Genomic DNA, 26274 nt, shown 5'->3' with positions numbered 1-26274 from the left:
AGAGGGTGAGATCATCTTCTCCGTGCTTTTCTGCGCCGGCCCAGATTCAGCGAGCCGCCCCCGGCAACGAGGGTGAAGAAGCTGAGGACAGCCAGAAGAACGATGAGAGCCGCCATCAGGAGAAGCGTGGACTGAAGGTCGGTGCGAAAGTCGGAGACATATTCCTGATGGGTCACAAGGTCTACCGTGCCCACCTCATAGCCGTCCAGATAAACGGTGGCTGTGCCCAGGACAGCCCCATCCTTGACGGTGGCGGAGATATTCTCCTGAAGGTCGTAGGTGAAGGTCACCTTGTCGTCCGCATGGCCGTAGCCGCTGACCGGCGCGGCAGCGTAAAGCTCCACTTCCTCATAAGAGCGGCATTTCTTCAGGGGGGCGGTGGTCAGCGGGGTCTCGGTGTCCACCAGCTCCCGGTCAGAAAAGCTTGCAAAGGCCCAGTCCAGGATCTCGGAGGCCTCCCTGTAAATGTTGTCAAGGTCGGAGCCCAGCACCACCAGCCCGTAGGTGTGGCCATCCTTCTGAGCAAAGGTCACATAGCACCGGCCCGCCAGGGTGGTAAAACCGGTCTTCATGCCCCGGATGTAATCCCGGTAGTAGGGGTACTCCGGGTTGAGCATCAGGTTGGTGGAGGTGATGGTGCGCTCGTTCTGGTGCAGGTTGGTGGCAGGCAGAGTATAGCTCAGGGTGTTTGCCACCTGCATATAGGTCTCGTTCTCGGCGCAGGCCTTGGCGATCAGGGCAAGGTCGTGGGCCGAAGAGACGTTGCCATAATCATACAGGCCGTGCACACAGGTAAAGCTGGTGCTGGTGCAGCCCAGCTCTTTGGCACGCTGGTTCATCCGGGCCACAAAGGCGGTCAGGTCGCCGCCCGAAACATCGCTGGCGATCACGCTGGCCGCGTCGTTGGCACTGGCCACCAGCAGGCCGTACAGCAGGTCGATGCGGCGCACCGTTTCACCGATGCGCAGGTTGATGGTGCTGCCGTTGGCGTTCTGGATGTCCTTGAACTCCTGGGTCAGGTTGGCGGGGATGGTGATCTCCGCGTTCATGTCCTTGCCGCTTTCCAGAAACAGCAGGGCTGTCATCATCTTGGTCAGGCTGGCAATGTAGCGCTGCTGGTCCGCGTTCTGCTCCAGAATGGGTTTGTCGATGTCCGCGTTGAACAGGTAGACCGACTCGCCCTCGTTCACGGTCTGGATGGGCATTTCGTATGCGGCCAGACCGGGCAGGACAAGGGTCAGGGCCAGCGCTGCGGTCAGCAGCAGGGCCGCCGCCCGGCGGAAGAGAGTAGAGTTCTGCATAAGCGTATCCTCCAACGGAAGCTCCCGGCTTCCCTGAATCGAAAAACTAAAACACTATATAAAAGAATACCATAAATGACGGAAAAGAGAAAGGTGGTTTTTCACAATGTTGTTGCCTTTTGGTGGAAAAGTTCCCCGGGACGAGGGTGCGGTGTTCGTGGCACCCAACGCCACGGTGCTGGGCGATGTGGTGCTGGGACCGGGCTCCTCGGTCTGGTATGGTGCGGTTCTGCGCGGGGACGACGGCACCCTGACCCTGGGCGAGAACACCAATGTGCAGGATAATGCGGTGCTCCACTGTGACCCGGGCGGGGCGGTCACGCTGGGCAAAAACGTGACCGTGGGCCACTGTGCCCTTGTCCACGGGTGCACCGTGGGAGACGGTTCCCTGATCGGGATGCACGCCACCCTGCTCAACCACTGTGTTGTGGGCAAAAACTGCATCATCGGGGCCGGTGCGCTGGTGCCGGAAGGCAAGATCATCCCGGACGATTCCCTTGTGGTGGGGGTGCCGGGGAGGATCATCAAGCAGGTCAGCCCCGAACAGGCAGCCGCCAACCTTGCCAATGCCGCCCACTATGTGGGGGAGGGCCGCCGTCACGCCGCAGCCCTGCGGAAAGAGGAAAAAGGTGAAAACGAGTGAGCGAAATAATTTCGTGCGAAGCTTAACAGAATTTTCACAAGATTTCACAAGAAAGTAATGACTTTTGCGCCGAAATCGGGTATACTATGAGCACAAGGGAGTGGGGCCGCAACCGTCTCCCTTGCACATGATTCCTCCTCACACCAAAGCAATACCCCAAAACAAGAGTCCCCTCCGGTGTACCGCAAGCGCCGGAGGGGACTTTTGTTTGTCTGAAACAGCGCCCCCGGCAGAGCAATCCTCTGCCGGGGGCGCTGTTTTATATCAAGTTTCAGAGGGAACCGTAGATGCCGCGCACGGAGACCTCGCCGGTGAACACATGTTCCTCGCCGCTGTCGGTGAGGACAACAAGACGGCCTTCTTCGTCTACATCCACGGCCTCGCCTGCTCCCTGCCCGCCGTCCGGCAGGTCAAAGGTCACCCGCCGTCCGATGTTGACACAGGCGGCCTTGTACTCCTCCCGGAAAGGTGCAAAGCCATCCCGCGCAAAGGTGTACAGGGGCCGATCAAAGCCGAAATCCGTCAAAGCCTCGGCCAGCCAGCCGGGATCCTGCTCCAGATCGATCGCGGCACCCTGCAGGGCCAGCGAGGTGCCATGGGGCAGGTTGGCGGCATCAAAATAACTCTGCGGCTGGGCCAGGTTGATGCCAATGCCGCACAGGATGCCCCGGCCCTGCTGCTGGTAGCCGTAGCAGACGCTTTCGCACAGGATGCCCACGATCTTTTTGCCGTTCAGCAGCAGGTCGTTGGGCCACTTGATCTGGCAGTCCACGCCGTAGCGCAGGGCCAGCTGTCTGCGCACGGCAAGGCTGGCCAGCAGGGGCAGGGTGGCGGGCTGCGCCAGCGGCTCCCGGATGGCGACCGTGTAGTACAGCGCCTTGCCCTCGGCGTTGACCCAGGTGCGGCCCAGGCGGCCCCGCCCGGCGGTCTGGTTGGTGGTGTATACCGCGCCCACCGGGCCGAACTCTTCAAAATGCTCTTTCATATACGCGTTGGTGCTGCCGCATTCGGGCAGATAACGCACCTCATTGATGCTCATTGCTGCGGTACCTCTTTGTGTGCAAAGCTGGTGATCCTGCCCTTGTCCAACAGCATCACGCCGTAGGTGTTGGGGCCGGTGTAGCAGCGGCCGCAGGAGCCCGGGTTGAACAGGAACACGCCGTTTTTCTGGAGGGCGATGGGTTTGTGGGTGTGGCCGAACAATGCCACCTCAGCGCCGCGGGCGGCGGCGGCATCTGCCAACGTGTCCAGATCGTATTTTACACCGTACATGTGACCATGGGTATAGAAAACGACCACCTGATCGAAGGCGGCCAGCCCATCCAGCGGCTCCAACGCACCAAAATCGCAGTTACCGGCTACGGCGTAGACCTTCATCTTGGGGTGCAGGGTCAGTGCATCTTCCAGGTCGCGCAGGCCATCTCCCAAAAAGACAACGGCATTTGCATCGCTTTCTGCGTGCAGGATGCGCTCCACTGCACTGGCGCTGTTGTGGCTGTCGCTCAGGATCAAAAGTTTCGTCACGGGACTACGTCCTCCTTATTTATACGTATTAAACCTCTCAGTCGCCTTCGGCGACAGCTCCCCTGTCAGGAGAGGGGGGCAATGGGAAGCATGGACAGAGAGGTCAGTCTGCCTGCAAAGCAAGCAGCTGCTTGTACACTTCACTCTTGGAATACGGCGTGCCCTGCGCGGCGGCCTTGGCGGCGGCAGAGGCCGCGCAGCCGTTCCGGGTCAGTTCCAGCGCCCGCTGGGCGGCCTGCTCCAGTGTCAGCTCTTCCTCGGCCTCGGCGGCGGGCGCACCGGCCATCACCAGAACATACTCGCCGCGGGGGTCATTCTCGGAATAATGGGTCTGGGCCTCGCCCAGCGTCGTTTTCCAGATCTCCTCGTGGAGCTTGGTCAGCTCCCGGCAGAGGGTGATGCTCCGCTCAGGGCCGAAGGCGGCGGTCAGGTCGTCCAGCGTGGTGCGCAGCTTGTGGGGCGCTTCGTAGAAGATGACCGTCCGCTTTTCGCCCTGCAGCTCGGCCAGCCGCTCCCGCTTCTGCTTTTTGTTTACAGGCAGAAAACCCTCGAACACCCAGCGGGAGGTGTCCTGACCGGAGACGGCCAGCGCCGTCACACAGGCGGAAGCTGCCGGAACAGGCACCACCTTGATGCCCCGGGCCAGTGCGTCCCGCACGATCACTTCGCCCGGGTCAGAGACGCAGGGCATACCGGCATCGCTGCACAGGGCGCAGTTCTCGCCTGCCTCAATGCGGCGCAGGATCCCCTCGCCCTTCTGCAGGGCATGCTCGTAGTAGCTCACCATCGGTTTTTTCAGCCCCAGAAAGTTGAGCAGCTTCATGGTCACGCGGGTATCCTCTGCGGCAATAAAATCTGCCGCGCCAAAGGTGGCTGCCACACGGGGCGGCATGTCATCCAGGTTGCCGATGGGTGTGGCAACGATATAAAGAGTACCTGCCATAGTATCCTCCCATTTGATTTGTACAAAACCTCTCCGTCATCCCTACGGGATGCCACCTCTCCTACCAGGAGCCGCAACCCGCACTTGGCGCGCAGCACCTGAGAGGTTCAGCGTCCATACAGTGCCGCGCCTGCCGAGATGAGCACATCCGGCTCGACCCGCAGCCCTGTTTTTCGGTTCTTCTGTGCTTCCACCAGAAACAGCCAGGGGGCGGCATCCGGCCGGTTCTTCACAAAGGCCAGCCGCTTGGGTTCCAGCCGGTTGGCCCGCAGGACCGCCAGCACCTCGGCCAGCCGCTCAGGCCGGTGGCAGAGCGAGAGCCGCCCGCCATCCTTCAACAGCCGGAACGCGCACTTGCAGACATCGTCCAGCGTGCAGTCCGTCTCGTGGCGGGCAGTGGCCCGGGCCCTGTCGGCGGCCTGCTCCCCTGCTGTGAAATAGGGCGGGTTGCAGGCGCACAGGTCGTAGCTGCCCTCGCCCTCCCGGAAGGAGCGCAGGTCGGCGCAGACGGGCGTGATGTGCTCAATGCCCTGTTCGGCGCAGGCGGCGGCCAGTAGCGCGCTGGCTTCGGGCTGCAGCTCCAGCCCCAGGCAGGGGCCGCGGTGGCCCCGGTCATGCCATTCCAGGCTCACGATGCCGCAGCCGGAGCACAGGTCGGCGGCGCGCCAGGCCCGCTTTGGCTCCGAAAACCGGGCCAGCAGCAGCGCGTCCGAGCCAAAGCGGTGCACGGCTGAACAATAGACTCTTGTTCTATTATACAAAATCTCGGTGGAATGTTCCATATACAGCACCTAAAATCCACTGCCAAAATATCGGGCGGAAAAATCGGGGAAAATTGTGCATGAAAGAAAAGCAGCAGACCCGCTTTTGACAGGTCTGCTGCTTTTGATGCGTTTTTCAGTGTTCGCCGTGAAATTATTCAGCGGTGATAGCACCGGTGGGGCAAGCACCCTCGCAAGCGCCGCAATCGATGCAAGCGTCTGCATTCACAACTGCAACACCATTCTCAATGGTGACAGCACCAACGGGGCAAGCGCCCTCGCAAGCGCCGCAGCCAACACATGCGTCAGAAACCTTGTGTGCCATAATAAAACTCTCCTTTTATCACCCGTGCACTAGCTTTAAGAAGAAGTCTGCCCTCGCACGGTGCCAGCAGGCTTCCCCGGAATTCATCCTTGTCTGCATTCTAACAAAGTGGAAAAGAAAAGGCAAGACTAACCGTGTGCCATAAAAGCCCAAAGTTTTATTTTTGTGGGGTTGCACAAAAGCAAGGCCTAACTTTGCGGGAAAATTAAGAGAGTTTTTTGGCGAAAATCACGAAGAAAGGTTAGTTTTATGATACTAACCACCGTGATATCCCACTATTTTTCTGGGAATTATTTCTCTTTTTTGGGGCATTTGCCGCAGCCCACATTGCCCTTTTCATCGGCAGATGCCACCACCGGGGCGGGGTTGCGCACACCGGAATAATCGTCGTCCGGGTCGGGGCGGCGGGGTGCCCGTTTGCCGCCGCTGATATACTCACACACGCCCACCTTATAGTAGCGCGGGGTCAGGGCTTCGGTGCCGCAGCGCACCCGCAGGTAGCCGGAGATGGGGTTCACTTCCAGCACGGTGCCCAGACCATCCGGGGTGCACACGGTGCTGCCCACCATGGGCATGATGCTGTTCAGGTACTCGTAGGCGTTTTCCTCGTAGGAAAGGCAGCACATCAACCGGCCGCAGGCACCGCTGATCTTGGTGGGATTCAGGGAAAGGCCCTGCTCCTTGGCCATCTTGATGGAAACGGGCTGGAAATCCTTGAGAAAGCGGCTGCAGCAGAAGGGCTGGCCGCAGATGCCCAGGCCGCCGATCATTTTGCTCTCGTCGCGCACGCCGATCTGGCGCAGCTCGATGCGGGTGTGGAAGATGCCGGCCAGATCCTTGACCAGTTCGCGGAAGTCCACCCGGCCATCGGCGGTGAAGTAGAACATGATCTTGGAGCGGTCAAGGGTGTACTCGGCCTCCACCAGCTTCATTTCCAGGCCGTGGCGGGCAATGCACTCCTGGCAGGTGTGGTAGGCGCGCTTCTCATCCTCGCGGTTCTGGCGCATCCGGCGCACGTCCACGCTGTCGGCCATCCGGGTGATGGGCTTGAGCGCCTTGGAAACGGCGCTGTCGGCGATCTCTTTCACGCCCTGCACCACCTCGCCGCACTCAATGCCGCGGGCGGTCTCCACGATCACATATTCGCCGGTTTTGATGTCGGCCCCGGCAGGGTCGAAATAATAGCTTTTGCCGTTTTCCTTGAAACGGACAGAGATGACTTTTTTCATACTGTTCCTCACAGGGGAAACTCCCCTATCTTGTAAAAAGGCCCACAGAAGGGCCTGAAAATCCATTCTATTCTCTAGTATAACATAACTGGAGAAAATATGCCATAGATGCAGAAAAAGTAGCGAAGCGTCTGCCCACGAAAACGTGACGGCCTGCCAAGGGCTCCCCTACTAGGGGAGCTGGCGCGCAGCGCCTGAGAGGTTTGAAGCGTAAAAATTTTCATTCTCTGCAACATTCCGCTCCGCTCATTCGTATCCCACTTGAACTCCGTCTGAAATTTGATCTCCAAAACGTCAAAAAACTGAGGTATCACCCGGATTTCACAAAAGATTTTCAAGATTTGCTAAAGAATCTCCGGGCAAGCCTTGCAAGCCCCGGAACCGGGTGTATAATAGGGATATCGACTTTGAGCCGCTCTGAGAAAAAGAGCAGCCGCGCAATGCGTGGGAAAACACAGAAACGGTAGGAAGAAATGGAAAAATTCAGCGTCAAAAAACCGTTCACCGTTCTGGTTGCAGTCATCATGGTCATTATGCTGGGCCTTGTGTCCGTGCAGAATATGCAGACCAACCTGCTGCCAAACGTGAACACACCGTACCTGATGGTGGTCACGGTCTATCCCGGTGCCAGCCCGGAGCGTGTGGAGAACGAGGTCTCCGACGTGATGGAGAGTGCGCTGGGCACCATCTCGGGCGTGAAAAACGTCACCGCCACCTCGGCAGAAAACTACAGTCTGCTGCTGATGGAGTTTGAGGATGATACGGACATGAACAGTGCCGTGGTCAAGGTGTCCAACAAGGTGGATCAGACCACCTCCAGCCTGCCAAGCACCTGTATGACCCCCTCCATCATTGAATATACCCTGAACATGAACGCCTTTATGACCGTGGCCGTCAGCCGTGAGGGCAGCGATTCCTATGAGCTGGCCGATTTCGTCAACGACACCATGGTCCCTTATATCGAGCGTCAGGGCGGCGTTTCCAATATTTCCGCCAATGGTCTGGTTACCCGGATGGTGCAGGTGCAGCTCGATCAAGAAAAGATCGATGCCATCAACGAAAAGCTGCTGGAGGTCATTGACGTGCAGCTGGCCGATGCAAAGGCCCAGCTGGATGATGCCGAGGCCCAGATCGAGGCAGGCAGAAAGGAGTACGAGACCCAGCTGGCCAATTACGACAAGCTGGTCAGCGATACCATCAACAGCCAGTACTCCGGCGAGCTGCAGGATTCCTTCATGCTGGTCAAGAAGCAGGCACAGGCCCTTCTGGAGAGCGTCAACCAGCTCATTGCCGTGGTCAACGAGCCTGAGATCCAGCAGGCCCTGATCGATGTGCGGGGCGGCCTGCAGCGGGTCGTGGACAAGTTCAACGAGACCGGAATGCAGGATATCGATTCTCTGATCGAGATCGTGGCGGAGCTGCGCGATATCACCGATAAGCTGACCACCGCTTTGCAGGATCTGCAGCAGCGCCTGAACGCGCAGGGCGACACCGCCGGCACAACGGCCGGGGAGCTGGTCGATGATCTGCAGGTGCAGCAGAGCCTGAGCAACATTTATAACACGCTGGAGAGCACCATCAAGGCCATGGACGACGTGCCCGGCCTGATGGACCAGTTCACCCAGATCGTGGGCAGCTATTCCCAGCAGCAGCTGCAGGCCTATATCAAGTTCACCGAGGCCCGCGAGATGCTGAACAATTACGAGCAGCAGCTGGCAGATGCCAAGCAGCAGTATGAGGATGCCAAGCAGATGGCCATGGAGAACTCCGACGTGGCCAAGATGCTGGATATCAACACGCTGGCACAGCTGATCTATGCCCAGAACTTCTCCATGCCCGCCGGTTATGTCAAGGATTCCAGCAACAAGTCCTGGCTGCTGAAGGTCGGCGAGGAGTACGACAGCATCGAGGATATCTCCGGTGCCCTGCTGCTCCATGTGGACGGCTTTGGCGATGTCCGCCTGTCTGACGTGGCCGATGTGCAGATCATCGACAACGCGGAAGACAGCTTTACCCGCCTGAACGGCGAGCGCTCCGTGGTGCTGAAAATCTTCAAGAGCAATTCTTCCAGCGCCGGTGAAGTTTCCGGCAACTGCAAGGCCGCCTTCAAGGAGCTGGAACAGAAATACGATGGCCTGCATGTGGTCGTGCTGTCCAACCAGGGCAACTACATCAGCATCATCGTCAGCAGCATCCTGAGCAGTATGCTCATCGGTGCGGCCCTTGCCATCATCGTGCTGGCCATCTTCCTCAAGGATATCAAGCCCACGCTGGTGGTCGGCATCAGTATCCCGCTGTCGGTGCTGTTTGCCGTGGTGCTCATGTACTTCACCGGTCTGGATATGAATATTATGACGCTGGCGGGCCTGTCCCTCGGCATTGGTATGCTGGTGGACAACTCCATCGTCGTCATCGAGAACATCTACCGTCTGCGCAGCCGCGGCGTGCCCGCTGCCCGCGCGGCGGTCCAGGGCACCAAGCAGGTGGGCATGGCCATCATGGCTTCCACCCTCACCTCTGTCTGCGTGTTCCTGCCCGTCATCTTCACCTCCGGTGTCATCAAGAGCCTGCTGCAGCCCATGTCCATGTGCATCGGCTACTGTCTGGCTGCTTCCCTCATCGTGGCCCTGACGGTTGCCCCGGCGGCCTCCTCTACCCTGCTGAAAAACTCCAAGCCCAAAGAGCTCAAGTGGTTCGACAAGGTGCAGGAAAAGTATGTCAAGAGCCTGGAATGGTGCTTCCAGCACCGCTGGGCACCGCTGGGCGCGGCAGTGGTGCTGCTGGTGTTCTGCGGCTGGCGCGTGATGTCCATGGGCGTTGAGATGCTGCCCACCATCACCAGCAACGAGGCTATCGTCACCCTCTCCACCGAGAAGGATATGACCAAGGAAGAATCCTATGCCGTGGCTGAGAATGTCATTGATGCCCTGCTGGCTGTGGACAACGTGGAAGAGGTGGGTGTTACCACCGACAGCCGCGTGGCCGGAATGGATGTCGGCCAGCTGGGCCTGCCCCAGACCATCACTGACCTGCTGAACGCCGCCAACAGCTACGGCACCTACCAGATCAACGTGATGCTGGACGAGAGCCTCTCCTCCCGGCAGATCGAACAGGCCCGTGAGGCGCTGGAGGAAGCGGTGAACGGCGTGGAGCACTGCACCGCCACCGTTGAGATCAGCGGAATGCAGGAGCTGACCAGCCAGCTGGATATGGGGCTGACCGTCCAGGTCTCCGGCAACGACATCGACACCATGACCGCCCTCTCCGAGAAGGTGGTGGATATGGTCAACGAGATGGACGGCTTTACCAATGCAACCAACGGTCTGGGCAGCGGCGATGCCACCATCAACCTGCAGATCGACCGGGATAAGGTCCGTTCCTACGGCCTGACCGTGGCGCAGGTCTACCAGCAGATCGCCGCCAAACTGACCACCACCACCACGGCCCAGACCCCCGTTGCCATTGATGGCTCCACCATGAACGTCCAGATCAGCAACAATCTGGACCCCATGACCAAGGAAAACATGATGGATATGACGTTTACGACCTCCGTCATGGCCGCCGACGGCACCACCGAGACCGGCACCTGCACGCTGGGCGATATGGCCACCTGGGTCACCGGCTCCACCCCGGACTCCATCACCAGTAAGAACCAGACCCGCTATATCAGTGTGACGGCGGACGCAGTGGAGGGCACCAATACCACCACCGAGACCCGCGCGCTGGAAAAGAAGCTGAACGAGTTTGCCGCATCCGATGAAATGCCCGAGGGCTGCAGCTTCTATATGGGCGGCGGCTCTGAGATCAACGGCATGGTGGTGGATCAGATGGGCCAGTGGATGTTCCTGGCGCTGCCCTTCGTCTACCTTGTTATGGTGGCCCAGTTCCAGAGCCTGCTCTCCCCCTTCATCGTTCTGTTCACCATTCCGCTGGCCTTTACCGGCGGCCTGCTGGGCCTGTTGCTCACCGGCCAGCAGCTGACTATGATCTCCCTGATGGGCTTCATCGTCCTGATGGGCACGGTCGTCAACAACGGCATCGTGTTCGTGGATTACGCCAACCAGCTGCGCATCGACGGCATGGAGCGCCGCGCGGCCCTGATCGCCACCGGCAAAACACGAATGCGCCCCATCCTGATGACCACCCTGACCACCGTTCTGGCCATGCTCCAGCTGGTGTTCAGCGGCGATATGGCCAGCCAGCTGATGAGCGGCATGGCCATCGTCATCATCTTCGGCCTGACTTACGCCACCCTGATGACCCTGTACGTTGTGCCCCTGATGTATGACATCCTCTTCAAGAAGCCGCCGCTGAACGTGGATATCGGCGATGAGAACCTTGACGACATCCCCGATGATGCCGCCGAGTATATCGCCCAGAACACCGCTCAGCCGGAGTAAGAAAACTTCCCCATAGCACCCTTCACAGCCATGTGAGGGGTGCTTTTTTTGATACTTGCAGTACAGATAAAATGATGATAAAATATAAACGTAGAAAAGTACTCTTTTTCTGAAACGAAAGGATGACGGAAATGCGGTTCGTACAGTTGGATGAGAAGAATGAAGAACGCATGAATGCTATCCGTAAATTCACCCTGATGGATGACACCTTTATGACACAGGTGTTTTCAGGAGATAAAGAGAGCACACAGGAGCTGCTTCGCATCATCCTGAAACGAAAAGATCTGACCGTCGCAAGGTCTGCAACACAGCTTACGATCGGCAATCTGTTTGGCCGTTCTGTACGGCTGGACATTTATGCAACGGATGAAGCAGGCAAGCAGTATGATATCGAAGTACAGCAGGAAGATAAGGGAGCCGCTCCGGAACGGGCGCGGCTGAACAGTGCGATGTTTGATTCCCGCCTGACAACTTCTGGTGAAAAATATTCTGACCTGCCTGAGACATATATCATATTTATTACGGCAAATGATGTTTTGGGAGATGGTCTGCCGGTTTACAATATTGAACGGACGATTCGGGAAACCGGGAAGCTGTTCCACGACCGTGCACATATTGTATATGTGAACGGCGCATATCGAGGAACGGATGAGGTCGGCGCGCTGATGCAGGATTTCCGCTGTGATGACTATCGGGATATCCGGAACCCCAAAATAAGGGCAAGAGTAAAATACTTTAAAGAAGAAACGGAAGGAGTGGCAGCTATGTGCAAGACAATGCAGGTGATCGTTGATCGGGAACGAGAAGATGCCGAGGTGGCAAAGGGAAAGCGCATTGCGCTCAATCTCTGGAAGAACGGAGAGCATGATCTGGATAAGATCGCCCAGACTACCGAACTTTCGTTAGAACAGGTGCGGGAGGCAATTACCGAACCGTGTTCTGCATAAGAAACCTTCCCCAAAGCACCCTTCACAGCCATGTGAGGGGTGCTTTTTGTCAATCTGCTAAAAAATTCGCCGCAGCTTTGGAACAGTCTCCAAAAATTGGGGAATTCAATAAAAAATATTGACAGGGGGGGGGGGGTAGATGTAAAATGAGGTCACACTACGGAAGGTGTAGGGGTATGCTTTCTGTGTGGTAAAATATCATTTTACATTGGAGGTTCTACAAATGAAAATGCTCAAGAAAATCGCAGCAGCTATCATGGCTGTGGCAATGGCAACTCTGATGCTGACCGCTTGCGGCGAGGACAGCGCACCTTCTTACCGTCTGCAGAAGGTCGTGGAAGCAAATCAGAAGTCCGGAAAGGTTTATTCCGAAGTTGTCGTATATGGCGTGGAAGCAACTCCTGCAACTGTGAAGTTTGCTGTTGACGGGGAGAAGATGTTCGTTAACATGGGTACAGCATATGATATGGTTGTTAAGGATGAAGCATGCTATATTTTAAACCAGGGATATTATAAGAAGATGGCTAAGCCTACGGATCTTGTGAGTGCAGGTAATGCCACAGTTCCTTCTGCGGACATTGTAAAGAGCATCAAGGTTATTCCTGAATATAAGATTGAAGCCACTGGTGAGACTATGTATGCTGAGTCTGTTATGGTTGATGGACAGCAGGTTGTTTATTGCTTCAACGGCGATAAGCTGGCATACATTGTGGAAACTGTTTCTGGTAAGACTGTAACCCTGAAAGTTAATAAATGGATCAATGAGATTCCTGAAGAAATTCAGAATAAGATTGACCTGAAGGGTTATAAAGAGTATACCCAGCAGTAATATCTGATCTGACATACAAGCCCCGGAGCGCCTACCCCTGGCCCTCCGGGGCTTTTTTCTGCCTATGGGGCAGAACTTACAAAAAATCTCTCGAAATATTGGATAGATTCCCTTAAAAAATGCCAACACAGAAGGGGAAAATTGTGATATAATCAAAACAATAAAGGATAAAACAGAGAGTGTGCTGTCCCCAAAAAATACAAAAGGAGGCGAGCCCTATGGCACAGTTTCTCTCCAAGCCCTTTGGCATGACCCCAAACGGCGAAAGGATCAATGAATACATCATCTCGAACCCCGGCGGGCTGGCGGTCAGTGTGCTGAACTACGGCTGTATCATCAAGAATATCTGGGTGCCCACCAAGCGCGGGCCGGTGGATGTGGTGCTGGGCCACGATACCTACGCCGATTACGTCAAGGACTTTGAATCGTCCGGCAGTACCTGCTGCGGCGCGTTCGTGGGCCGGTACGCCAACCGCATTGAGAATGCCGTGTTCAACGTGGGCGGCAAGACCTACCAGCTGGAAGCCAACAACGGGAAAAACCACCTGCACGGTACCTTTCCGCGCAAGCTGTATGAGGTAAAGACCTTTGGCGATACCCTGCTTCTGGAGGCGGAAAGCCCCGATGGAGAGGATGGTTTCCCGGGAAATCTGAAGATCTCGGTGCGGTATATCCTCACCGAGGACAACGCCCTGCGGATGGACTACCGTGTCTCCTCTGATGCCGACACCATCATCAACCTGACCAACCACACCTACTTCAATCTGGATGGCGGCGGCGATGTGCTGGGCCAGAAGCTGCGCATCTATGCGTCCCGCTATCTGGAGGGCAACAACGAGACCTGCCCCACCGGCAATATCCTGCCCGTGGCGGGCACGCCGATGGATTTCCGGGCGGGCAAGCCCATTGGCCGGGACATCGACACCGGCTTTTCCCAGACCACCATGGTGGGCGGCGGCTATGACCACTGCTTTGTCATCGACAGGGGCCGCGGTGCCAGCCAGAGCCTGTGCGCCTGGGCTTCCAGCGATAAGACCGGCATCAGCATGAAGGTCTATACCACCCAGCCCGGCGTGCAGCTCTACACCGGCAATTTCCTGCAGGACTGCCCTGCCCCCGGCAAGGGCGGCGTGCCGATGCAGAAATACGGCGGCTTTGCGCTGGAGACCCAGCACTTCCCCTGCAGTCCCTCCCACCCGGAGTTCCCCTCCACCGCCCTGCGGGCCGGGAAAGTGTTCCGCGCCAATACCACCCTGCGGTTCTTCACCGGCAAACAGTGCGGGAAACTGTAAGATACGGCCCTCTCAGGCAGATCCTGACGGCTCTGCCTGAGAGGGCCTTTTTCTCTGATTTGCACAAAGTGTTCCATCACTCCATGTGCAAAAAACAAAAAACGCTTGTAAATCAATGCACGAAAAAATAAATGGAAACAAAAATCCATCCTTATAAAATTCCCGTTACTTGATTCTGAGGCCAAAACGTTGTATCCTTGTGGCAGAAGGCGGGCCTGCCCCGCGCAAGCAACTTTGGTGACGAGAAGAGAGGTACTTTTATGGCAATTTTGGTTTCCGGCGGTGCCGGTTATATCGGCAGCCACACCTGTATCGAACTGCTGAACGCTGGCTTTGACATCGTGGTGGCAGATAACTATTACAACGCTTCCCCTGTGGTGCTGGATCGGGTCAAGCAGATCACCGGCAAGGACTTCCGGTTCTATCAGGCTGATATGACAAAGCACGAGGACGTGGAGAAGATCTTCACCGAGTGCCCTGATATCGATGCTGTCATCCAGTTTGCCGCCTATAAGGCTGTGGGCGAGAGCGTTTCCAAGCCCATCGAGTACTACTATAACAACCTCAACTGCACGCTGGTCATTCTGGACGTGATGCGCCGCCACAACTGCCGCAACTTCGTGTTCAGCTCCTCCGCCACCGTCTACGGCGACCCCGCCAGCGTGCCCATCACCGAGGACTTCCCCGTGGGTGCCACCACCAACCCCTACGGCACCACCAAGGCCTTTACCGAGCGCATCCTGACCGATGTCTGCAAGGCTGACCCCACTCTGAATGTGGCCCTGCTCCGTTACTTCAACCCCATCGGTGCCCACAAGTCCGGCCTGATCGGCGAGGACCCCAACGGCATCCCCAACAACCTGATGCCCTACATCGCCAAGGTGGCCGTGGGCAAGCTGGAAAAGGTGCACGTCTTTGGCAACGACTACCCCACCCCCGATGGCACCGGCGTGCGCGATTACATCCATGTGGTTGACCTGGCCCGGGGTCATGTCTGCGCCATCAAGAAGCTGCAGACCAACTGCGGCCTGTTCATCTGCAACCTGGGCACCGGCCACGGCTACAGCGTGCTGGATGTCATCCACGCCTTTGAGAAGGCCTGCGGCAAGAAGCTCCCCTATGTGATCGATCCCCGCCGCCCCGGCGATATCGCCGAGTGCTATGCCGACCCCACCAAGGCCAAGAATGAGCTGGGCTGGGTGGCTGAGTACGGCATCGAGGAGATGTGTGCCGACAGCTGGAACTGGCAGAAGAACAACCCCGATGGCTACCACACCGTGAAGTAAACAGAACTGTTCTCAAAACGCACCTTTGAACGTAAAAATTCAGGGGTGCGTTTTCTTTTGCCCGGAAATCTGCCGGAACAGGAGAAAGATTTCTACAAAAAACAGCGGGGACAGGCGAGAATTTTTGCCGCTTCCTGCCTTGACAATGCCTTTGAGTTAGCTTATATTAAGACTGTTCACATACACTAACATTTTGTCGAAGGAAAGGCATCTGCCATGACATTAAAGGAACTGAAGATCGGCGAAAGTGCCGTGATCGATACAGTGGGCGGAACGGGAGAACTCCGCCAGCATTTTCTGGATATGGGGCTGATCCCCGGCGAGAAGGTCACGCTGGTGAAATTTGCCCCCATGGGAGACCCCATGGAGCTGCAGATCCACGGCTATGAGCTGACCCTGCGGCTGGACGATGCGGCACGGATCGAGATCACCCCGGCGGAAGCACCTGCAGCGGCCCCGGCACGGAAGGCCGGCCGGATGGTGGAGCACCCGGGCCTGGGCGAGGGCGGCCGCTACCACACCAAAAAGGGCGAACACTCGCTGCCGGAGGGAACGGTGCTGACATTTGCGCTGGCCGGAAATCAAAACTGCGGCAAAACGACCCTGTTCAACCAGCTCACCGGCTCCAACCAGCATGTGGGCAACTTTCCGGGCGTGACGGTGGACCGCAAGAGCGGTGCCATCCGGGAATATCCCGATACCGAAGTCACCGACCTGCCCGGCATCTACTCCATGTCGCCCTATTCCAGCGAGGAGATCGTGACCCGCCAGTTCATCATTGGCGAAAAGCCTACGGGCATCATCAACATCGTGGATGCCACCAACATCGAGCGCAACCTGTACTTAACGATGCAGCTGATGGAGCTGGACACCCCCATGGTGCTGGCACTGAATATGATGGATGAGGTGCGCGGCAACGGCGGCACCATCAACATCAACGAGATGGAAGCGATGCTGGGCATCCCGGTGGTCCCCATTTCCGCCGCCAAGAACGAGGGCGTGGATGAGCTGGTGGATCACGCCATCCATGTGGCAAAGTATCAGGAGCGTCCGGGCCGGATGGACTTCTGCGGCGAGGATGACCACGGCGGTGCGGTTCACCGCTGCATCCACGGCATCATCCATCTCATCGAGGACCACGCCCGGGCGGCGGGGATCCCGGTGCGCTTTGCCGCCACAAAGCTGGTGGAGGGCGACCCCCGCATTGAGGAGGCCCTGAAGCTGGATCAGAACGAAAAAGAGATGATCGAGCATATCATCCTGCAGATGGAGCAGGAACGCGGACTGGACCGCGCCGCCGCCATTGCAGACATGCGGTTCCACTTTATCCATCAGCTGGTGAATCAGACCGTGGTAAAGCCCCACCAGAGCAAGGAGCAGCTGCGCAGCGCAAGGATCGACCGCTTCCTCACCGGAAAGTACACGGCGATCCCGGCGTTCGTGGGCATCATGGCGCTGGTGTTCTATCTGACCTTCGGTGTGATCGGTGCGGGGCTGCAAGGCCTGCTGGAACTGGGCATTGAGAATCTGACGATCCTTGCGGACAATGCCCTGACGGCGTGGAACGTCAACGATGCAGTGCATTCGCTGGTGATCGACGGCATCTTTACCGGTGTGGGCAGTGTGCTGAGCTTCCTGCCCATCATCGTGACCCTGTTCTTCTTCCTTTCCCTGCTGGAGGATACCGGCTATATGGCCCGCGTGGCCTTTGTGATGGACAAGCTGCTGCGGCGCATCGGTCTTTCGGGCCGCAGCATCGTGCCCATGCTCATCGGCTTTGGCTGCACGGTCCCCGGTGTGATGGCAAGCCGCACGCTGCCCTCGGAGCGGGACCGGAAAATGACCATTCTGCTCACGCCCTTTATGAGCTGTTCGGCCAAGCTCCCGATCTACAGCCTGTTTGCGGTGACCTTCTTCCCGGAGTACGCCGCACTGGTCATGGTGGGCCTGTATTTCCTGGGCATCCTTGTGGGCATTGGTATGGCCTTTCTGCTCAAGGGGACGCTGTTCAAGGGCGAGGCCGTGCCCTTTGTCATGGAGCTGCCCAACTACCGCCTGCCCGGCCTGAAAAATGTGGCCCAGCTTCTCTGGGAAAAGGCCCGGGATTTCCTCGAGCGTGCCTTTACGGTCATCTTCCTGGCAACCATCATCATCTGGTTCCTGCAGAACTTTGACTTCCAGCTCAGCCTGACCGCAGACCCGCAGGAGAGCATTCTGGCCTGGATCGCCAGCGGCATCGCACCGCTGTTTGCGCCGCTGGGCTTTGGCGACTGGCGGGTGTCCACGGCGCTGATCACCGGCTTTATGGCAAAGGAGAGCGTCGTATCTACCCTTACCATCCTGTATGGCTCCTCTGCCGCACTGGGCGCGGCGCTCAGCCCGGCGGCTGCGGCTCCCCTGCTGGTGTTCTGCCTGCTCTACACCCCCTGCATCGCCGCTGTGGCATCGGTCAAGCGGGAGATGGGCGGCCGCTGGGCCACCGTTATGGTCGTGAATCAGTGCGTTGTGGCATGGCTTGCCGCGCTCGTTGTGCGGTTCCTCGCCGTGGCGGTGCTGTGACCCTGTCCTGAAGCATATCAAAAGCCCGTACCGTGAAAATCTTCATGGTGCGGGCTTTTTGCGTTGGACAAAATATATGGAGCAGGAGATTTTACGCTGCCTGCCCTTGACAACAGAGATTCCTTATGCTAAAATATTTCAAAAATGAACGATTCAAAAAGAGAGAAAGAAGGGCGCGCAATGCGTGAGCTGAACCCCAGTGTGGAATTTGCCAACAAGACGGGCCTTGCGTACAGCGCCGTCTGCAAGCCGCTGTGCCAGAAGCTGCACCTGCCGCAGACAGCGTTTGATATCCTGATGTTCCTTGCCAACAACCCCAACTACACGACCGCCCGCGATATCGTGGAGGTGCGCCACATCAAGGCGAACCTTGTCTCGGTGAATGTGGACAAGCTGGTGCAGGAGGGTTTTCTGGAGCGCCGTCCGGTGCTGGGCGACCGCCGCAAAACGGAGCTTGCCTGCACCGAAAAGGCGCAGTCCATCATCGAACAGGGCCGCAGGATGCAGGATGATTTCATCCGCCGCCTGATGGCAGGGCTGGAGGAAGAAAAACTCGAGATATTTTTTGAAGTCATCGATACGATGAGCGAAAATCTGGATGCGATCCTAGAAGGAGAAGAATAAGATGAACCTGCTGTTTACCATCATCGTTACCTTTTTTGCCGGAATGGGCGCGGGCCTGGGCACCGGCTTTGCGGGCATGAGCGCCGCCGCTGTCATCAGCCCGATGCTCATCACCTTCCTGGGGATGGACCCCTACATGGCGGTCGGCATTGCCCTTTCCTCGGATGTGCTGGCCAGTGCGGTGTCTGCCTACACCTACCACAAAAACAAAAACCTGGATATCAAAAACGGCCTGATCATGATGGCCAGTGTGCTGCTGTTCACCGTGGTGGGCAGCTGGGTGGCAAGCCTGGTGCCTTCCACCACCATGGGCAGTTTCTCGGTGTTTATGACGTTCCTGCTGGGCATTAAATTCATCGTCAAGCCCGTTATGACCACCAAAGAAGCCATGCAGGGGGTCTCTGCTAAGAAGCGTGCCCTCCAGTCCATCGTCTGCGGTGTGGTCATCGGGATGATCTGCGGCTTCATTGGTGCCGGCGGCGGCATGATGATGCTGCTCATCCTGACCAGCGTGCTGGGTTACGAGCTCAAGACTGCCGTGGGCACCAGCGTGTTTATTATGACTTTCACCGCCCTGACCGGTGCGGCCTCCCACTTTGCCATCGGCGGCGCACCGGACTGGACCGTGTTCATCCTCTGCGTCCTGTTCACCCTGCTGTGGGCCCGCATCGCTGCTGTCTTTGCCAATAAGGCCGATGCCAAGACCCTGAACCGTGCAACCGGCATCGTTCTGGTCGTGCTGGGCATCGTGGTCATGGGCTTTAATCTCCTGACAAAATAAACTGCAAAAGAAAAGGGCCTGTCTCCCGAAATTCCTTGGAGACAGGCTCTTTTTGTTGTACTTTTGAAAATTACTTTTCTTCGATGGTGGAGTGCTCAATCACCCAGTCGGCGGCACGGCGGATGGCCTCGCTGCGCTGCATGGCGGGGATGTTGGCATTGGCCTTGACCTCTTCCAGCGTTTTCTTGGTGCGGTCAGCGCGCTCCTGCAGGTTCTTGGTGATCTCCTCATCGGTGGGCACCAGACCCTCGTTCTGGGCGACCTGCAGCAGAGCCATCCGGGCGCGGGTGTTCTTCTCGGCGACGGCGTGAACGTTGGACGTGAAGTTCTCGCGGGTCTGGTGGATCTGGCTCAGGTAGCGGTCCAGGCTCATGCGCTGCATCTGGAGCTGCTGCTGGATGTTCTGCATCTCCTGCTGGTAGGTGCTCTCCACCAGAACGCTGGGGAGCTCGCCCTCAGCGGCAGAGGCCAGCTGGGTCAACACCTGATCCTTGGCGCGGTTCAGGGCGCTGGCGTGCTTGCCGTCGTGCAGCTGCTTGCGCACCTGCTCCCGGAACGCGTCCATAGTGTCCACCTTGCCCACCTTCTTGGCAAAATCGCTGTTCAGGGCGGGCAGCTGGCGGACGCAGACATCGATCAGCTTGATCTTAAAGACAACGGGCTTTCCGGCCAGATCCTTGACATGATAGCGTACCGGGAAGGTGACGTTGATCTCGAATTCCTCGCCGCCCTTGTGGCCCAGAATGCCATCCTCAAAGCCGGGGATCATCCGGCCGCTGCCCAGCTGCAGGGTCTGGTTCTGTGCGGAACCGCCCTGGAAGGGCTTGCCGTCCAGCAGGCCCTCGTAATCGATATGAACGATGTTGCCCTTGACAGCCGGGCCCTTGTGGGGCACCAGCTCGGCGGCAGCATTGCGGCGGCGCTCCAGCACGGCATCGATCTCTTTGTCGGTGACGGCGGGGGTCACGCACTCCACATGGAAGCCGGTGGTCTGGGTCAGGTTCAGCTCCGGCTGCAGCGGGGTGGTGGCGGTTGCCACAAAGCCCTCGTCCTTTTTAACGCTGACCAGGTCATAGCTGGGCTCATCCACCGCCTTGAAGCCGTGCTCGGCCATGGCGGCCTCGTACAGGGCAGGAACATCGCGATCCATCAGGTCGTTGATGGCATCATACCAGAATGTGTGCTCGCCGCGGTCGGCCTCGATCTGAGCACGGTCGGCCTCGCCCTTGGCAAAGCCCTTGATGGTGTAGCTGGCGCGGGTGCGCTCATACACCGCATTGGATGCGGTCTCCAGCTCCTCAGCCGTTGCGCTGAAGGTCATCTTGCAGACACTCTTTTCGGGAGTTTCCACGCTTACCAGTTTCATAGGAATCCAACCTCCGTGTTGCCCCCAAAGGAGCGATTTCAAACATTAGTAAAGTTATTATAGCACAAGTGGGGCAAAAGCGGTATAATAAAAGAGAGAAAAAAGTGCGAAGCGGGCGATTTTTGCCCGGCGGAGCACGAAAGGATGTGCATCGGATGCGCTTGTTTGACGTTCTCGGGCCGGTTATGATCGGCCCCTCTTCCAGCCATACAGCGGGTGCCGCCCGGATCGGCTACACGGCCCAGAAGCTTCTGGGCGAGATCCCGGCGCAGGCGGATATCGGCCTGTACGGCAGTTTTGCCACCACCGGAAAGGGACATGGCACGGATAAAGCCCTGGTCGCCGGCCTGCTTGGCCTGCGGCCCGATGATCCCCGCCTGCCCGACAGCTTTGCCCTGGCCGCAGAGCAGGGCATGGCATTCCGGATCCATCCGGTGGAATTGCGCTCTGCGCACCCCAATACCGCTGTTCTCACCCTGACGGGCCGGGAGGGGCGGGTGCTTTCCATGAAAGCCGCTTCGGTGGGCGGCGGGCGCATCCGCGTGACCGAAATCGATGGCGTGCCCGCCGATTTCGGCGGCGACAGCAACACCCTGATCATTCACAATGAGGACACCCCCGGCTGCATCGCCGAGGTGACCACCTGCCTTGCCGTGCGCAGGATCAACGTTGCATCGATGCAGGTGTTCCGCGCAGGAACCGGCGGCTATGCCGTTATGGTACTGGAGTGCGATTCCCACATCCCCCACCCGCTGGAACGGAAGCTGGCAACCCTGCCCGGCATCCTGAAGGTGACCTGCCTGAACATCGACGAGCCCGAAGAAGACGCGGAGGAATGACCATGTCCTTTTTATCCTGTGAAGAAATGCTGGCCGCTGCCCGCAGCCAGAACATCTCCCTTGCCGAGGCCATCCTGCGCAGTGATCTGGCCGAGAGCCGCCTGACCGAAGAGGCCAGCCGCCATGCCATGCATCACCTGTGGCATGTAATGGAGGCCACCAGCCTGGATTATGACCCTGCCCAGCGCAGCCGCAGCGGCCTGTCCGGCGGCGATGCCGCCAAGGTGGAACAGGCCCATCAGGCGGGCAGGAGCTATGGCGGGGATTACCTTGCTGAGGTGACCGCCGAAGCCCTCAAGACCGCTGAGTGCAACGCCTGCATGAAACGGATCGTAGCTGCCCCCACGGCGGGCAGCTGCGGTGTGCTCCCGGCGGTGCTGCTTCCTCTTGCCCGTGCAGGCGAGGCCGATGAAGAAGCCATCTGTGATGCCCTCTATGTGGCCGCAGGCTTTGGGCAGGTCATCGCCGCCCGGGCCACTCTGGCCGGTGCCGAGGGAGGCTGTCAGGCTGAGGTGGGAGCCGCCAGCGCCATGGCCGCCGCCGCCCTCTGCCACCTGAAGGGCGGTACCCCGGAGCAGTGCGCCGCCGCTGCCGCTATGGCACTGGGCAACCTGCTGGGCCTGGTCTGCGACCCTGTGGCCGGTCTGGTGGAGGTGCCCTGCATCAAGCGCAATGTTGTGGGTGCCGTGAACGCCGTTTCCTGCGCCAATATGGCGCTTGCGGGGGTAGATTACGCCATCCCCTGCGATGAAGTCATTGATGCCATGGGCCGCGTGGGCAGTCTGCTCTCCCCCGATCTGCGAGAGACCGGCCAGGGCGGCCTTGCCGCAACGCCGACCGGTGTCCGCATCGCCGAGCGTCTGGCAGAGGAAGCCTGAGGTTCGCACGGAGAATTACGAAAGATACTGAAAAAACGAAAAGACGTACTTTTTCGCACGAAAAAATAAAAAACGAAAATAAAATCAAAAAATCTGCAAAAAACTGTTGACAAACCCCGCTCTGCGTGATAAAATACATCTTGTTCCAACCGGAACGTATGCGTTGGTAGCTCAGCTGGATAGAGTGACTGACTACGAATCAGTAGGCCGGGGGTTCGAGTCCCTTCCATCGCACCAAGTAAAATCCCACGATTGACCGTTGAAAATACGGCGTAAATCGTGGGATTTCTTGTTTTACATAGCGGTCAAAAGGGCTGGAAAGTGCCTTATTTGTGCCTTATCGCTCAAAAAACAACCTGCCGTGTGCCTTACAGAGTGCCTTATGCTGGATGCCCGGAGAGACGGTTTTGTGCCTGTTTACCGCCTGTTTGATAGCAAAAAAGCCTGTCCGGCGTGTGCCGGGCGGGCTTTCGTGCTGTTTGTAGGTGCTGCGGCTCTATCGTGGGTCATGCACTCTGGGCAGAGGGCTTCTCTTTTTCAGTCTTGGCAAGGTAGTTGTAGGCCATCCGGCAGACACCTTCCTCGGTGTAGTAGTCCCCCAAGAGGTCCGCAACCTCTGCCCATGTCAGGCAGCGGACAAAGCGCAGACGGAAGATCAGATATAGGCGTGCGTCCTGAATCGTGGAGCAAAAGGCAACGGCCTTATCTCGCTCCTGTTCGGCCTGTTCCTCAAGGTAGGTGATTCGTGCATCCATGTCGGCGATCTCAACGGCCAGCCGCCCGGTGCTGTCTTTCACGCCGGATGCGTGGGGCATACCGTTCAATGAGGGTGCAGCGGGTTCGGCTCGTTCACGCAGGAACTTCAAAGCCTCGCGGTTCTTTTGGATGATCTCGTTCAGGTGGAAGTAGCGAGAGATCTCTGTGAGTGTCATTGTTTCCCCTTTCATCAATTCGACTGCGCCTATTTTACCACAGAAGAAACCAAGAATCTATCATAGAACGATGAAAAACACCCTCTGCGGCCGTTTGTGGGCTGTCAGAGGGTGTTTCTGTCACTGTTCGATGGTCTGTGCCCTGCGCTTCCGCCGGGCGCGTTCTTCCCGGATGCCCTGCACCCTGCCAGCGTTCCAAAGGGCGGTGATAAGCCCCATGAAGCGATATGCGCCTGTTAGGCCAAATTCATTGGGGACTTCTGTAATGGCGTTGAAAAGCTGACTCACTTCCTTGAGGGTCTGGGACGAACTCCACAGCCATGATATTTTCACGGCTTCTTCTGCGGTAACGGTGGGAATTCTGGGGGTGTAATCAGTGTGCTGCATAGTGTACCTCACTTTCAAAATTCAATTAAAGTGCCGGAAATTTTCTCGGCTGACTGGGTAAAGATAGGGCTTGGAAAGCCCGCTGCCAGCCCGGCTGGGGTTTTACAGTACCTTGGGCATATTCGGCATGGATTCGGCTCTCTGGGACTGCTGCGCTGCATCGTGCAGCGCATGGAGATAGGTCAACAGGCGGTCTTTGTCGGCAGCTGACAGGCTGCGGACACGGCAGAGGACTTCTTGCCACTGGGCTGCGGTCATACTGCTGTACCCCCTTCCAGCAGCTTGGCCACGCTTTTGCCGGCCTTTGCTGCGGCTGCATCCAGCGCGGCCAGCTTCCACAGAAAGCCGGTGTCAACCTTGGCGGTCAGGCTCTCACCCTTGTGGATCGCTGACACGGTGTAGCCCTGCTGGGCGTACTGCTGCCGGATCCAGCTCTGCGGGGTCTGGTTCAGGTGGTCGAGCGTGTTCATCCGGCCACCATCCAGCACGATGCTTTCCCGGTGCAGGGTGCGGGGCTTTGCTTCCCGCTGGTCGATGTACTCCACCTCAAAGGCGTGTAAGCTGATTTTCTTCTCCAACCTCATGGTCATATCCTCCCATCATGCCCGGCGGACTTCCATCTTCCCGCCGGGGTCTCTGTTCGTGTTACAGGGCTTCCAGCGGCTTCACCTGCGATGCACCGAAGAACGATGCCCGGTAGGTCTGGCCGTCTCCCCTGCTGCTGTGGATCAGCACCGTCTGAAAAAGGGCCTTTGCGCTATGCTCCACCATGTACCCGGCGGCTTTCCAGCCTGCCCAAGTGTTCACAGGCTCGGTGATCCCGGCGGCCTGCTGGGCTTCCTCAATGCGCTGGGCGTTGATGGGCTGCGCCTTTGCGCTGTTCCATGCCCGGTGCAGGCACTCGGCAAAAGCCGCCGCGCCCTTGCGGTAGAGCTTCCACGCCTTGTGCATGATCTCGGAAAGATTGTACTTCTTCATTCTGTCCTCGCTTTACTTTGCGGGCCAGCTCCTGTATAATGGGCTTGACCCTTTGGTGGGTTTGGCTCGGTGGTTTCGTTGGTAGCGGACACCGGGCCATTTTCTTTTACACAGCATATCGGGAAGTGGGTTACATCGCTTCGCTAACTCTCGGTATTTGCTCTCCCGGTCTTACTTCGCCCCTTGCCTTCCGGTCGTGCTTCCCTTGCTGTGTTTTTATTATAGCACTTAATTTGGGTGCAGTCTATTGATGAATTGCACAATAAATAAGTGCAATAATCGTCGCTTTTGCACTTGCAAAAAGTGCAGGTATGCGATAGAATAAGCATGGAAAGGAAGGTGCTACAATGATTCGGTATAAAATCGAAATCCTGCCAGCACTCAAAGCTGCCGGATACAGTACCAACAAAATTCGTACAGATAAACTCATGGGTCAGGCCACCTTGCAGCAGCTGCGTCATGGTGAGCTTGCATCATGGAAAACGATAGATACGGTTTGCCGCTTGCTCGACTGCCAGCCGGGCGATCTGCTGGAACACGTGCCCACAGAGGACACCGCCGGGGAATGAACAGGAAGGACGTGAAAAATGATGGATTCTAATCAGGTTGAACAGCTAAAAAACACGTTTGATCAGATTGTACATGTTACAGAAGATGGAATAGAGTTCTGGTATGCGCGAGAACTCCAACGTGCGCTTGGATATACTCGTTGGGAAAACTTTGTGAACGCTATCGAAAAAGCAAAGGTATCCTGTGCAACAAGTGGGCGGGATGTAGATGAATGTTTTCGTGACGTCACGAAAACATCCCCCATGCCGAATGGCGGAACAAAGGATATTGCTGATGTGATGTTGATTCGCTATGCCTGCTATCTGATTGCTCAGAACGGTGATCCTCGAAAACCTGAGATTGCTTTTGCACAGGCATATTTTGCCTTGCAGACACGCAAACAGGAATTGCTAGAACAACGCATTTCCGACTTGAACAGGGTGCAGCAGCGCCAGCAGTTACGCACTTCCGAAAAGCGGCTGTCTCAAAATATTTATGAACGCGGCGTAGATGATCGTGGCTTTGCACGGATTCGCTCAAAAGGCGACAGCGCATTGTTTGGTGGTCGGTCTACCGAGGAAATGAAGGTGCAGTATGGAGTGAAGAGCGGGCCGCTTGCGGATGTTCTCCCGCCTGTTACGCTGGCAGCAAAGAACCTTGCAACGGAAATGACGAATCTTAACGTTGAACAAAAAGACCTTCAAGGGGAAAGCTCTATTACTCGGGAACACGTTCAAAACAATACCAGCGTTCGCAATATGTTGCTGGATCGTGGCATTCGTCCTGAAGAACTTCCACCTGAAGAGGATATTAAAAAGCTGGAGCGCAGGTTGAAGTCGGAAGAAAAGAAACTGGCAAAAGGCAAGGACGCACTTAAATAACCAAAAACCGGAGGACAGAA

The 26274-nt window shown here is 57.4% G+C and carries 26 protein-coding genes and 1 tRNA gene; 14 read left to right on the top strand and 13 right to left on the bottom strand.

The genetic code is table 11. From position 1 onward, the window contains the following. Positions 1-11 precede the first annotated feature (11 nt). Positions 12-1301 carry a D-alanyl-D-alanine carboxypeptidase family protein gene (locus D3F01_RS05825; protein ID WP_242886796.1) on the bottom strand — a complete coding sequence of 430 codons (1290 nt, stop codon included), beginning with the start codon at positions 1299-1301 and terminating at the stop codon, positions 12-14. Positions 1302-1407: 106 nt separating this feature from the next. Here D3F01_RS05825 and D3F01_RS05820 point away from each other — a divergent pair, with 106 nt between their 5' ends. Then, complete coding sequence (locus D3F01_RS05820) at positions 1408-1944, top strand: gamma carbonic anhydrase family protein (RefSeq protein WP_242886794.1); 537 nt, start codon at positions 1408-1410, stop codon at positions 1942-1944. 271 nt (positions 1945-2215) lie between these two features. Here D3F01_RS05820 and D3F01_RS05815 read toward each other — a convergent pair whose 3' ends face one another. From D3F01_RS05815 to D3F01_RS05790, 6 genes are all read right to left on the bottom strand, one after another. Next, entirely contained in the window at positions 2216-2983 is a 768-nt protein-coding gene (locus tag D3F01_RS05815; protein WP_242886791.1) for a biotin--[acetyl-CoA-carboxylase] ligase, read from the bottom strand. After that, a complete protein-coding gene (locus tag D3F01_RS05810; RefSeq protein WP_242886788.1) occupies positions 2980-3468 on the bottom strand; it encodes a YfcE family phosphodiesterase in 489 nt (162 codons plus the stop codon). Before D3F01_RS05810 ends, D3F01_RS05815 begins: the two co-directional genes overlap by 4 nt. Positions 3469-3571: 103 nt before the next feature. Then, positions 3572-4411, bottom strand: a complete 840-nt coding sequence (gene rsmI, locus D3F01_RS05805; RefSeq protein WP_223453316.1) for a 16S rRNA (cytidine(1402)-2'-O)-methyltransferase — start codon at positions 4409-4411, stop codon at positions 3572-3574. A gap of 107 nt (positions 4412-4518) precedes the next feature. Continuing rightward, entirely contained in the window at positions 4519-5193 is a 675-nt protein-coding gene (locus D3F01_RS05800; RefSeq protein ID WP_242886785.1) for a methyltransferase domain-containing protein, read from the bottom strand. A 133-nt stretch (positions 5194-5326) separates the two neighbouring features. Next, on the bottom strand, positions 5327-5497 hold the full coding sequence (locus D3F01_RS05795; protein WP_097769877.1) for a 4Fe-4S binding protein: 171 nt from the start codon (positions 5495-5497) through the stop codon (positions 5327-5329). Between the two features lie 290 nt (positions 5498-5787). Then, entirely contained in the window at positions 5788-6726 is a 939-nt protein-coding gene (locus tag D3F01_RS05790) for a stage 0 sporulation family protein (protein ID WP_242886782.1), read from the bottom strand. A 473-nt stretch (positions 6727-7199) separates the two neighbouring features. Here D3F01_RS05790 and D3F01_RS05785 point away from each other — a divergent pair, with 473 nt between their 5' ends. From D3F01_RS05785 to D3F01_RS05750, 8 genes are all read left to right on the top strand, one after another. Beyond that, entirely contained in the window at positions 7200-11126 is a 3927-nt protein-coding gene (locus D3F01_RS05785) for an efflux RND transporter permease subunit (RefSeq protein WP_242886779.1), read from the top strand. Positions 11127-11272: 146 nt separating this feature from the next. Beyond that, positions 11273-12073, top strand: a complete 801-nt coding sequence (locus tag D3F01_RS05780; protein ID WP_242886762.1) for a PD-(D/E)XK nuclease family transposase — start codon at positions 11273-11275, stop codon at positions 12071-12073. 223 nt (positions 12074-12296) lie between these two features. After that, positions 12297-12902, top strand: a complete 606-nt coding sequence (locus D3F01_RS05775; RefSeq protein ID WP_242886760.1) for a hypothetical protein — start codon at positions 12297-12299, stop codon at positions 12900-12902. A 218-nt stretch (positions 12903-13120) separates the two neighbouring features. Further along, entirely contained in the window at positions 13121-14194 is a 1074-nt protein-coding gene (locus D3F01_RS05770) for an aldose epimerase family protein (protein WP_242886757.1), read from the top strand. A 260-nt stretch (positions 14195-14454) separates the two neighbouring features. After that, entirely contained in the window at positions 14455-15480 is a 1026-nt protein-coding gene (galE, locus tag D3F01_RS05765) for a UDP-glucose 4-epimerase GalE (protein WP_035393228.1), read from the top strand. 216 nt (positions 15481-15696) lie between these two features. Continuing rightward, positions 15697-18039, top strand: a complete 2343-nt coding sequence (gene feoB / locus D3F01_RS05760) for a ferrous iron transport protein B (protein ID WP_242886754.1) — start codon at positions 15697-15699, stop codon at positions 18037-18039. A 180-nt stretch (positions 18040-18219) separates the two neighbouring features. Continuing rightward, a complete protein-coding gene (locus tag D3F01_RS05755) occupies positions 18220-18663 on the top strand; it encodes a MarR family transcriptional regulator (protein WP_223385348.1) in 444 nt (147 codons plus the stop codon). A gap of 1 nt (position 18664) precedes the next feature. Beyond that, entirely contained in the window at positions 18665-19444 is a 780-nt protein-coding gene (locus D3F01_RS05750; protein WP_223385349.1) for a sulfite exporter TauE/SafE family protein, read from the top strand. A 70-nt stretch (positions 19445-19514) separates the two neighbouring features. Here D3F01_RS05750 and tig read toward each other — a convergent pair whose 3' ends face one another. After that, positions 19515-20810: a trigger factor gene (gene tig / locus D3F01_RS05745; RefSeq protein WP_242886751.1), complete on the bottom strand. Its 1296-nt coding sequence runs from the start codon at positions 20808-20810 to the stop codon at positions 19515-19517. A gap of 155 nt (positions 20811-20965) precedes the next feature. Between tig and sdaAB the strand changes: the two genes are divergently transcribed. From sdaAB to D3F01_RS05730, 3 genes are all read left to right on the top strand, one after another. Next, positions 20966-21649, top strand: a complete 684-nt coding sequence (gene sdaAB, locus D3F01_RS05740) for an L-serine ammonia-lyase, iron-sulfur-dependent subunit beta (RefSeq protein ID WP_117476624.1) — start codon at positions 20966-20968, stop codon at positions 21647-21649. A 2-nt stretch (positions 21650-21651) separates the two neighbouring features. Beyond that, on the top strand, positions 21652-22527 hold the full coding sequence (sdaAA, locus tag D3F01_RS05735; RefSeq protein ID WP_242886731.1) for an L-serine ammonia-lyase, iron-sulfur-dependent, subunit alpha: 876 nt from the start codon (positions 21652-21654) through the stop codon (positions 22525-22527). Between the two features lie 160 nt (positions 22528-22687). Further along, a tRNA-Arg gene (locus D3F01_RS05730) sits at positions 22688-22764 on the top strand. 269 nt (positions 22765-23033) lie between these two features. On the opposite strand, the gene D3F01_RS05725 is transcribed toward D3F01_RS05730, so the two are convergent. The 5 genes from D3F01_RS05725 to D3F01_RS05705 form a co-directional block, all read right to left on the bottom strand. Continuing rightward, entirely contained in the window at positions 23034-23459 is a 426-nt protein-coding gene (locus D3F01_RS05725; RefSeq protein ID WP_242886728.1) for a hypothetical protein, read from the bottom strand. Positions 23460-23579: 120 nt separating this feature from the next. Continuing rightward, entirely contained in the window at positions 23580-23846 is a 267-nt protein-coding gene (locus D3F01_RS05720; protein WP_242886712.1) for a hypothetical protein, read from the bottom strand. A gap of 102 nt (positions 23847-23948) precedes the next feature. Continuing rightward, entirely contained in the window at positions 23949-24104 is a 156-nt protein-coding gene (locus tag D3F01_RS05715; RefSeq protein ID WP_242886709.1) for a hypothetical protein, read from the bottom strand. After that, on the bottom strand, positions 24101-24430 hold the full coding sequence (locus D3F01_RS05710) for a hypothetical protein (RefSeq protein ID WP_242886706.1): 330 nt from the start codon (positions 24428-24430) through the stop codon (positions 24101-24103). Before D3F01_RS05710 ends, D3F01_RS05715 begins: the two co-directional genes overlap by 4 nt. 61 nt (positions 24431-24491) lie before the next feature. Continuing rightward, positions 24492-24824: a hypothetical protein gene (locus D3F01_RS05705; RefSeq protein WP_242886703.1), complete on the bottom strand. Its 333-nt coding sequence runs from the start codon at positions 24822-24824 to the stop codon at positions 24492-24494. Between the two features lie 347 nt (positions 24825-25171). On the opposite strand from D3F01_RS05705, the gene D3F01_RS05700 reads away from it, so the two are divergent. Together D3F01_RS05700 and dinD are read left to right on the top strand one after the other, a co-directional pair. Further along, positions 25172-25393, top strand: a complete 222-nt coding sequence (locus D3F01_RS05700) for a helix-turn-helix transcriptional regulator (RefSeq protein WP_242886700.1) — start codon at positions 25172-25174, stop codon at positions 25391-25393. A gap of 18 nt (positions 25394-25411) precedes the next feature. Next, on the top strand, positions 25412-26254 hold the full coding sequence (dinD, locus tag D3F01_RS05695; protein ID WP_347567993.1) for a DNA damage-inducible protein D: 843 nt from the start codon (positions 25412-25414) through the stop codon (positions 26252-26254). The last annotated feature ends 20 nt before the right edge of the window (positions 26255-26274 follow it).

Source organism: Faecalibacterium sp. BCRC 81149 (assembly GCF_022750605.1).
In the GTDB taxonomy this organism is placed as follows: Bacteria; Bacillota; Clostridia; order Oscillospirales; family Ruminococcaceae; genus Faecalibacterium; species Faecalibacterium duncaniae.
Note: the sequence above shows the minus strand (reverse complement) of the source record. Positions and strands in the feature narration are given on the sequence as shown.

Excerpts from the sequence above, each read along its gene's own strand:
- D3F01_RS05710 (WP_242886706.1), bottom strand. The coding sequence starts at position 24,430 with ATGAGGTTGGAGAAGAAAATCAGCTTACACGCCTTTGAGGTGGAGTAC.
- D3F01_RS05705 (WP_242886703.1), bottom strand. The coding sequence starts at position 24,824 with ATGAAGAAGTACAATCTTTCCGAGATCATGCACAAGGCGTGGAAGCTC.
- D3F01_RS05720 (WP_242886712.1), bottom strand. The coding sequence starts at position 23,846 with ATGCAGCACACTGATTACACCCCCAGAATTCCCACCGTTACCGCAGAA.
- sdaAB (WP_117476624.1), top strand. The coding sequence starts at position 20,966 with ATGCGCTTGTTTGACGTTCTCGGGCCGGTTATGATCGGCCCCTCTTCC.
- galE (WP_035393228.1), top strand. The coding sequence starts at position 14,455 with ATGGCAATTTTGGTTTCCGGCGGTGCCGGTTATATCGGCAGCCACACC.
- D3F01_RS05790 (WP_242886782.1), bottom strand. The coding sequence starts at position 6,726 with ATGAAAAAAGTCATCTCTGTCCGTTTCAAGGAAAACGGCAAAAGCTAT.
- tig (WP_242886751.1), bottom strand. The coding sequence starts at position 20,810 with ATGAAACTGGTAAGCGTGGAAACTCCCGAAAAGAGTGTCTGCAAGATG.
- D3F01_RS05825 (WP_242886796.1), bottom strand. The coding sequence starts at position 1,301 with ATGCAGAACTCTACTCTCTTCCGCCGGGCGGCGGCCCTGCTGCTGACC.
- D3F01_RS05800 (WP_242886785.1), bottom strand. The coding sequence starts at position 5,193 with ATGGAACATTCCACCGAGATTTTGTATAATAGAACAAGAGTCTATTGT.
- D3F01_RS05700 (WP_242886700.1), top strand. The coding sequence starts at position 25,172 with ATGATTCGGTATAAAATCGAAATCCTGCCAGCACTCAAAGCTGCCGGA.
- dinD (WP_347567993.1), top strand. The coding sequence starts at position 25,412 with ATGATGGATTCTAATCAGGTTGAACAGCTAAAAAACACGTTTGATCAG.
- D3F01_RS05715 (WP_242886709.1), bottom strand. The coding sequence starts at position 24,104 with ATGACCGCAGCCCAGTGGCAAGAAGTCCTCTGCCGTGTCCGCAGCCTG.
- D3F01_RS05820 (WP_242886794.1), top strand. The coding sequence starts at position 1,408 with ATGTTGTTGCCTTTTGGTGGAAAAGTTCCCCGGGACGAGGGTGCGGTG.
- D3F01_RS05795 (WP_097769877.1), bottom strand. The coding sequence starts at position 5,497 with ATGGCACACAAGGTTTCTGACGCATGTGTTGGCTGCGGCGCTTGCGAG.
- D3F01_RS05755 (WP_223385348.1), top strand. The coding sequence starts at position 18,220 with ATGCGTGAGCTGAACCCCAGTGTGGAATTTGCCAACAAGACGGGCCTT.
- D3F01_RS05775 (WP_242886760.1), top strand. The coding sequence starts at position 12,297 with ATGAAAATGCTCAAGAAAATCGCAGCAGCTATCATGGCTGTGGCAATG.
- sdaAA (WP_242886731.1), top strand. The coding sequence starts at position 21,652 with ATGTCCTTTTTATCCTGTGAAGAAATGCTGGCCGCTGCCCGCAGCCAG.
- D3F01_RS05725 (WP_242886728.1), bottom strand. The coding sequence starts at position 23,459 with ATGACACTCACAGAGATCTCTCGCTACTTCCACCTGAACGAGATCATC.
- D3F01_RS05815 (WP_242886791.1), bottom strand. The coding sequence starts at position 2,983 with ATGAGCATCAATGAGGTGCGTTATCTGCCCGAATGCGGCAGCACCAAC.
- D3F01_RS05770 (WP_242886757.1), top strand. The coding sequence starts at position 13,121 with ATGGCACAGTTTCTCTCCAAGCCCTTTGGCATGACCCCAAACGGCGAA.
- D3F01_RS05785 (WP_242886779.1), top strand. The coding sequence starts at position 7,200 with ATGGAAAAATTCAGCGTCAAAAAACCGTTCACCGTTCTGGTTGCAGTC.
- feoB (WP_242886754.1), top strand. The coding sequence starts at position 15,697 with ATGACATTAAAGGAACTGAAGATCGGCGAAAGTGCCGTGATCGATACA.
- D3F01_RS05750 (WP_223385349.1), top strand. The coding sequence starts at position 18,665 with ATGAACCTGCTGTTTACCATCATCGTTACCTTTTTTGCCGGAATGGGC.
- rsmI (WP_223453316.1), bottom strand. The coding sequence starts at position 4,411 with ATGGCAGGTACTCTTTATATCGTTGCCACACCCATCGGCAACCTGGAT.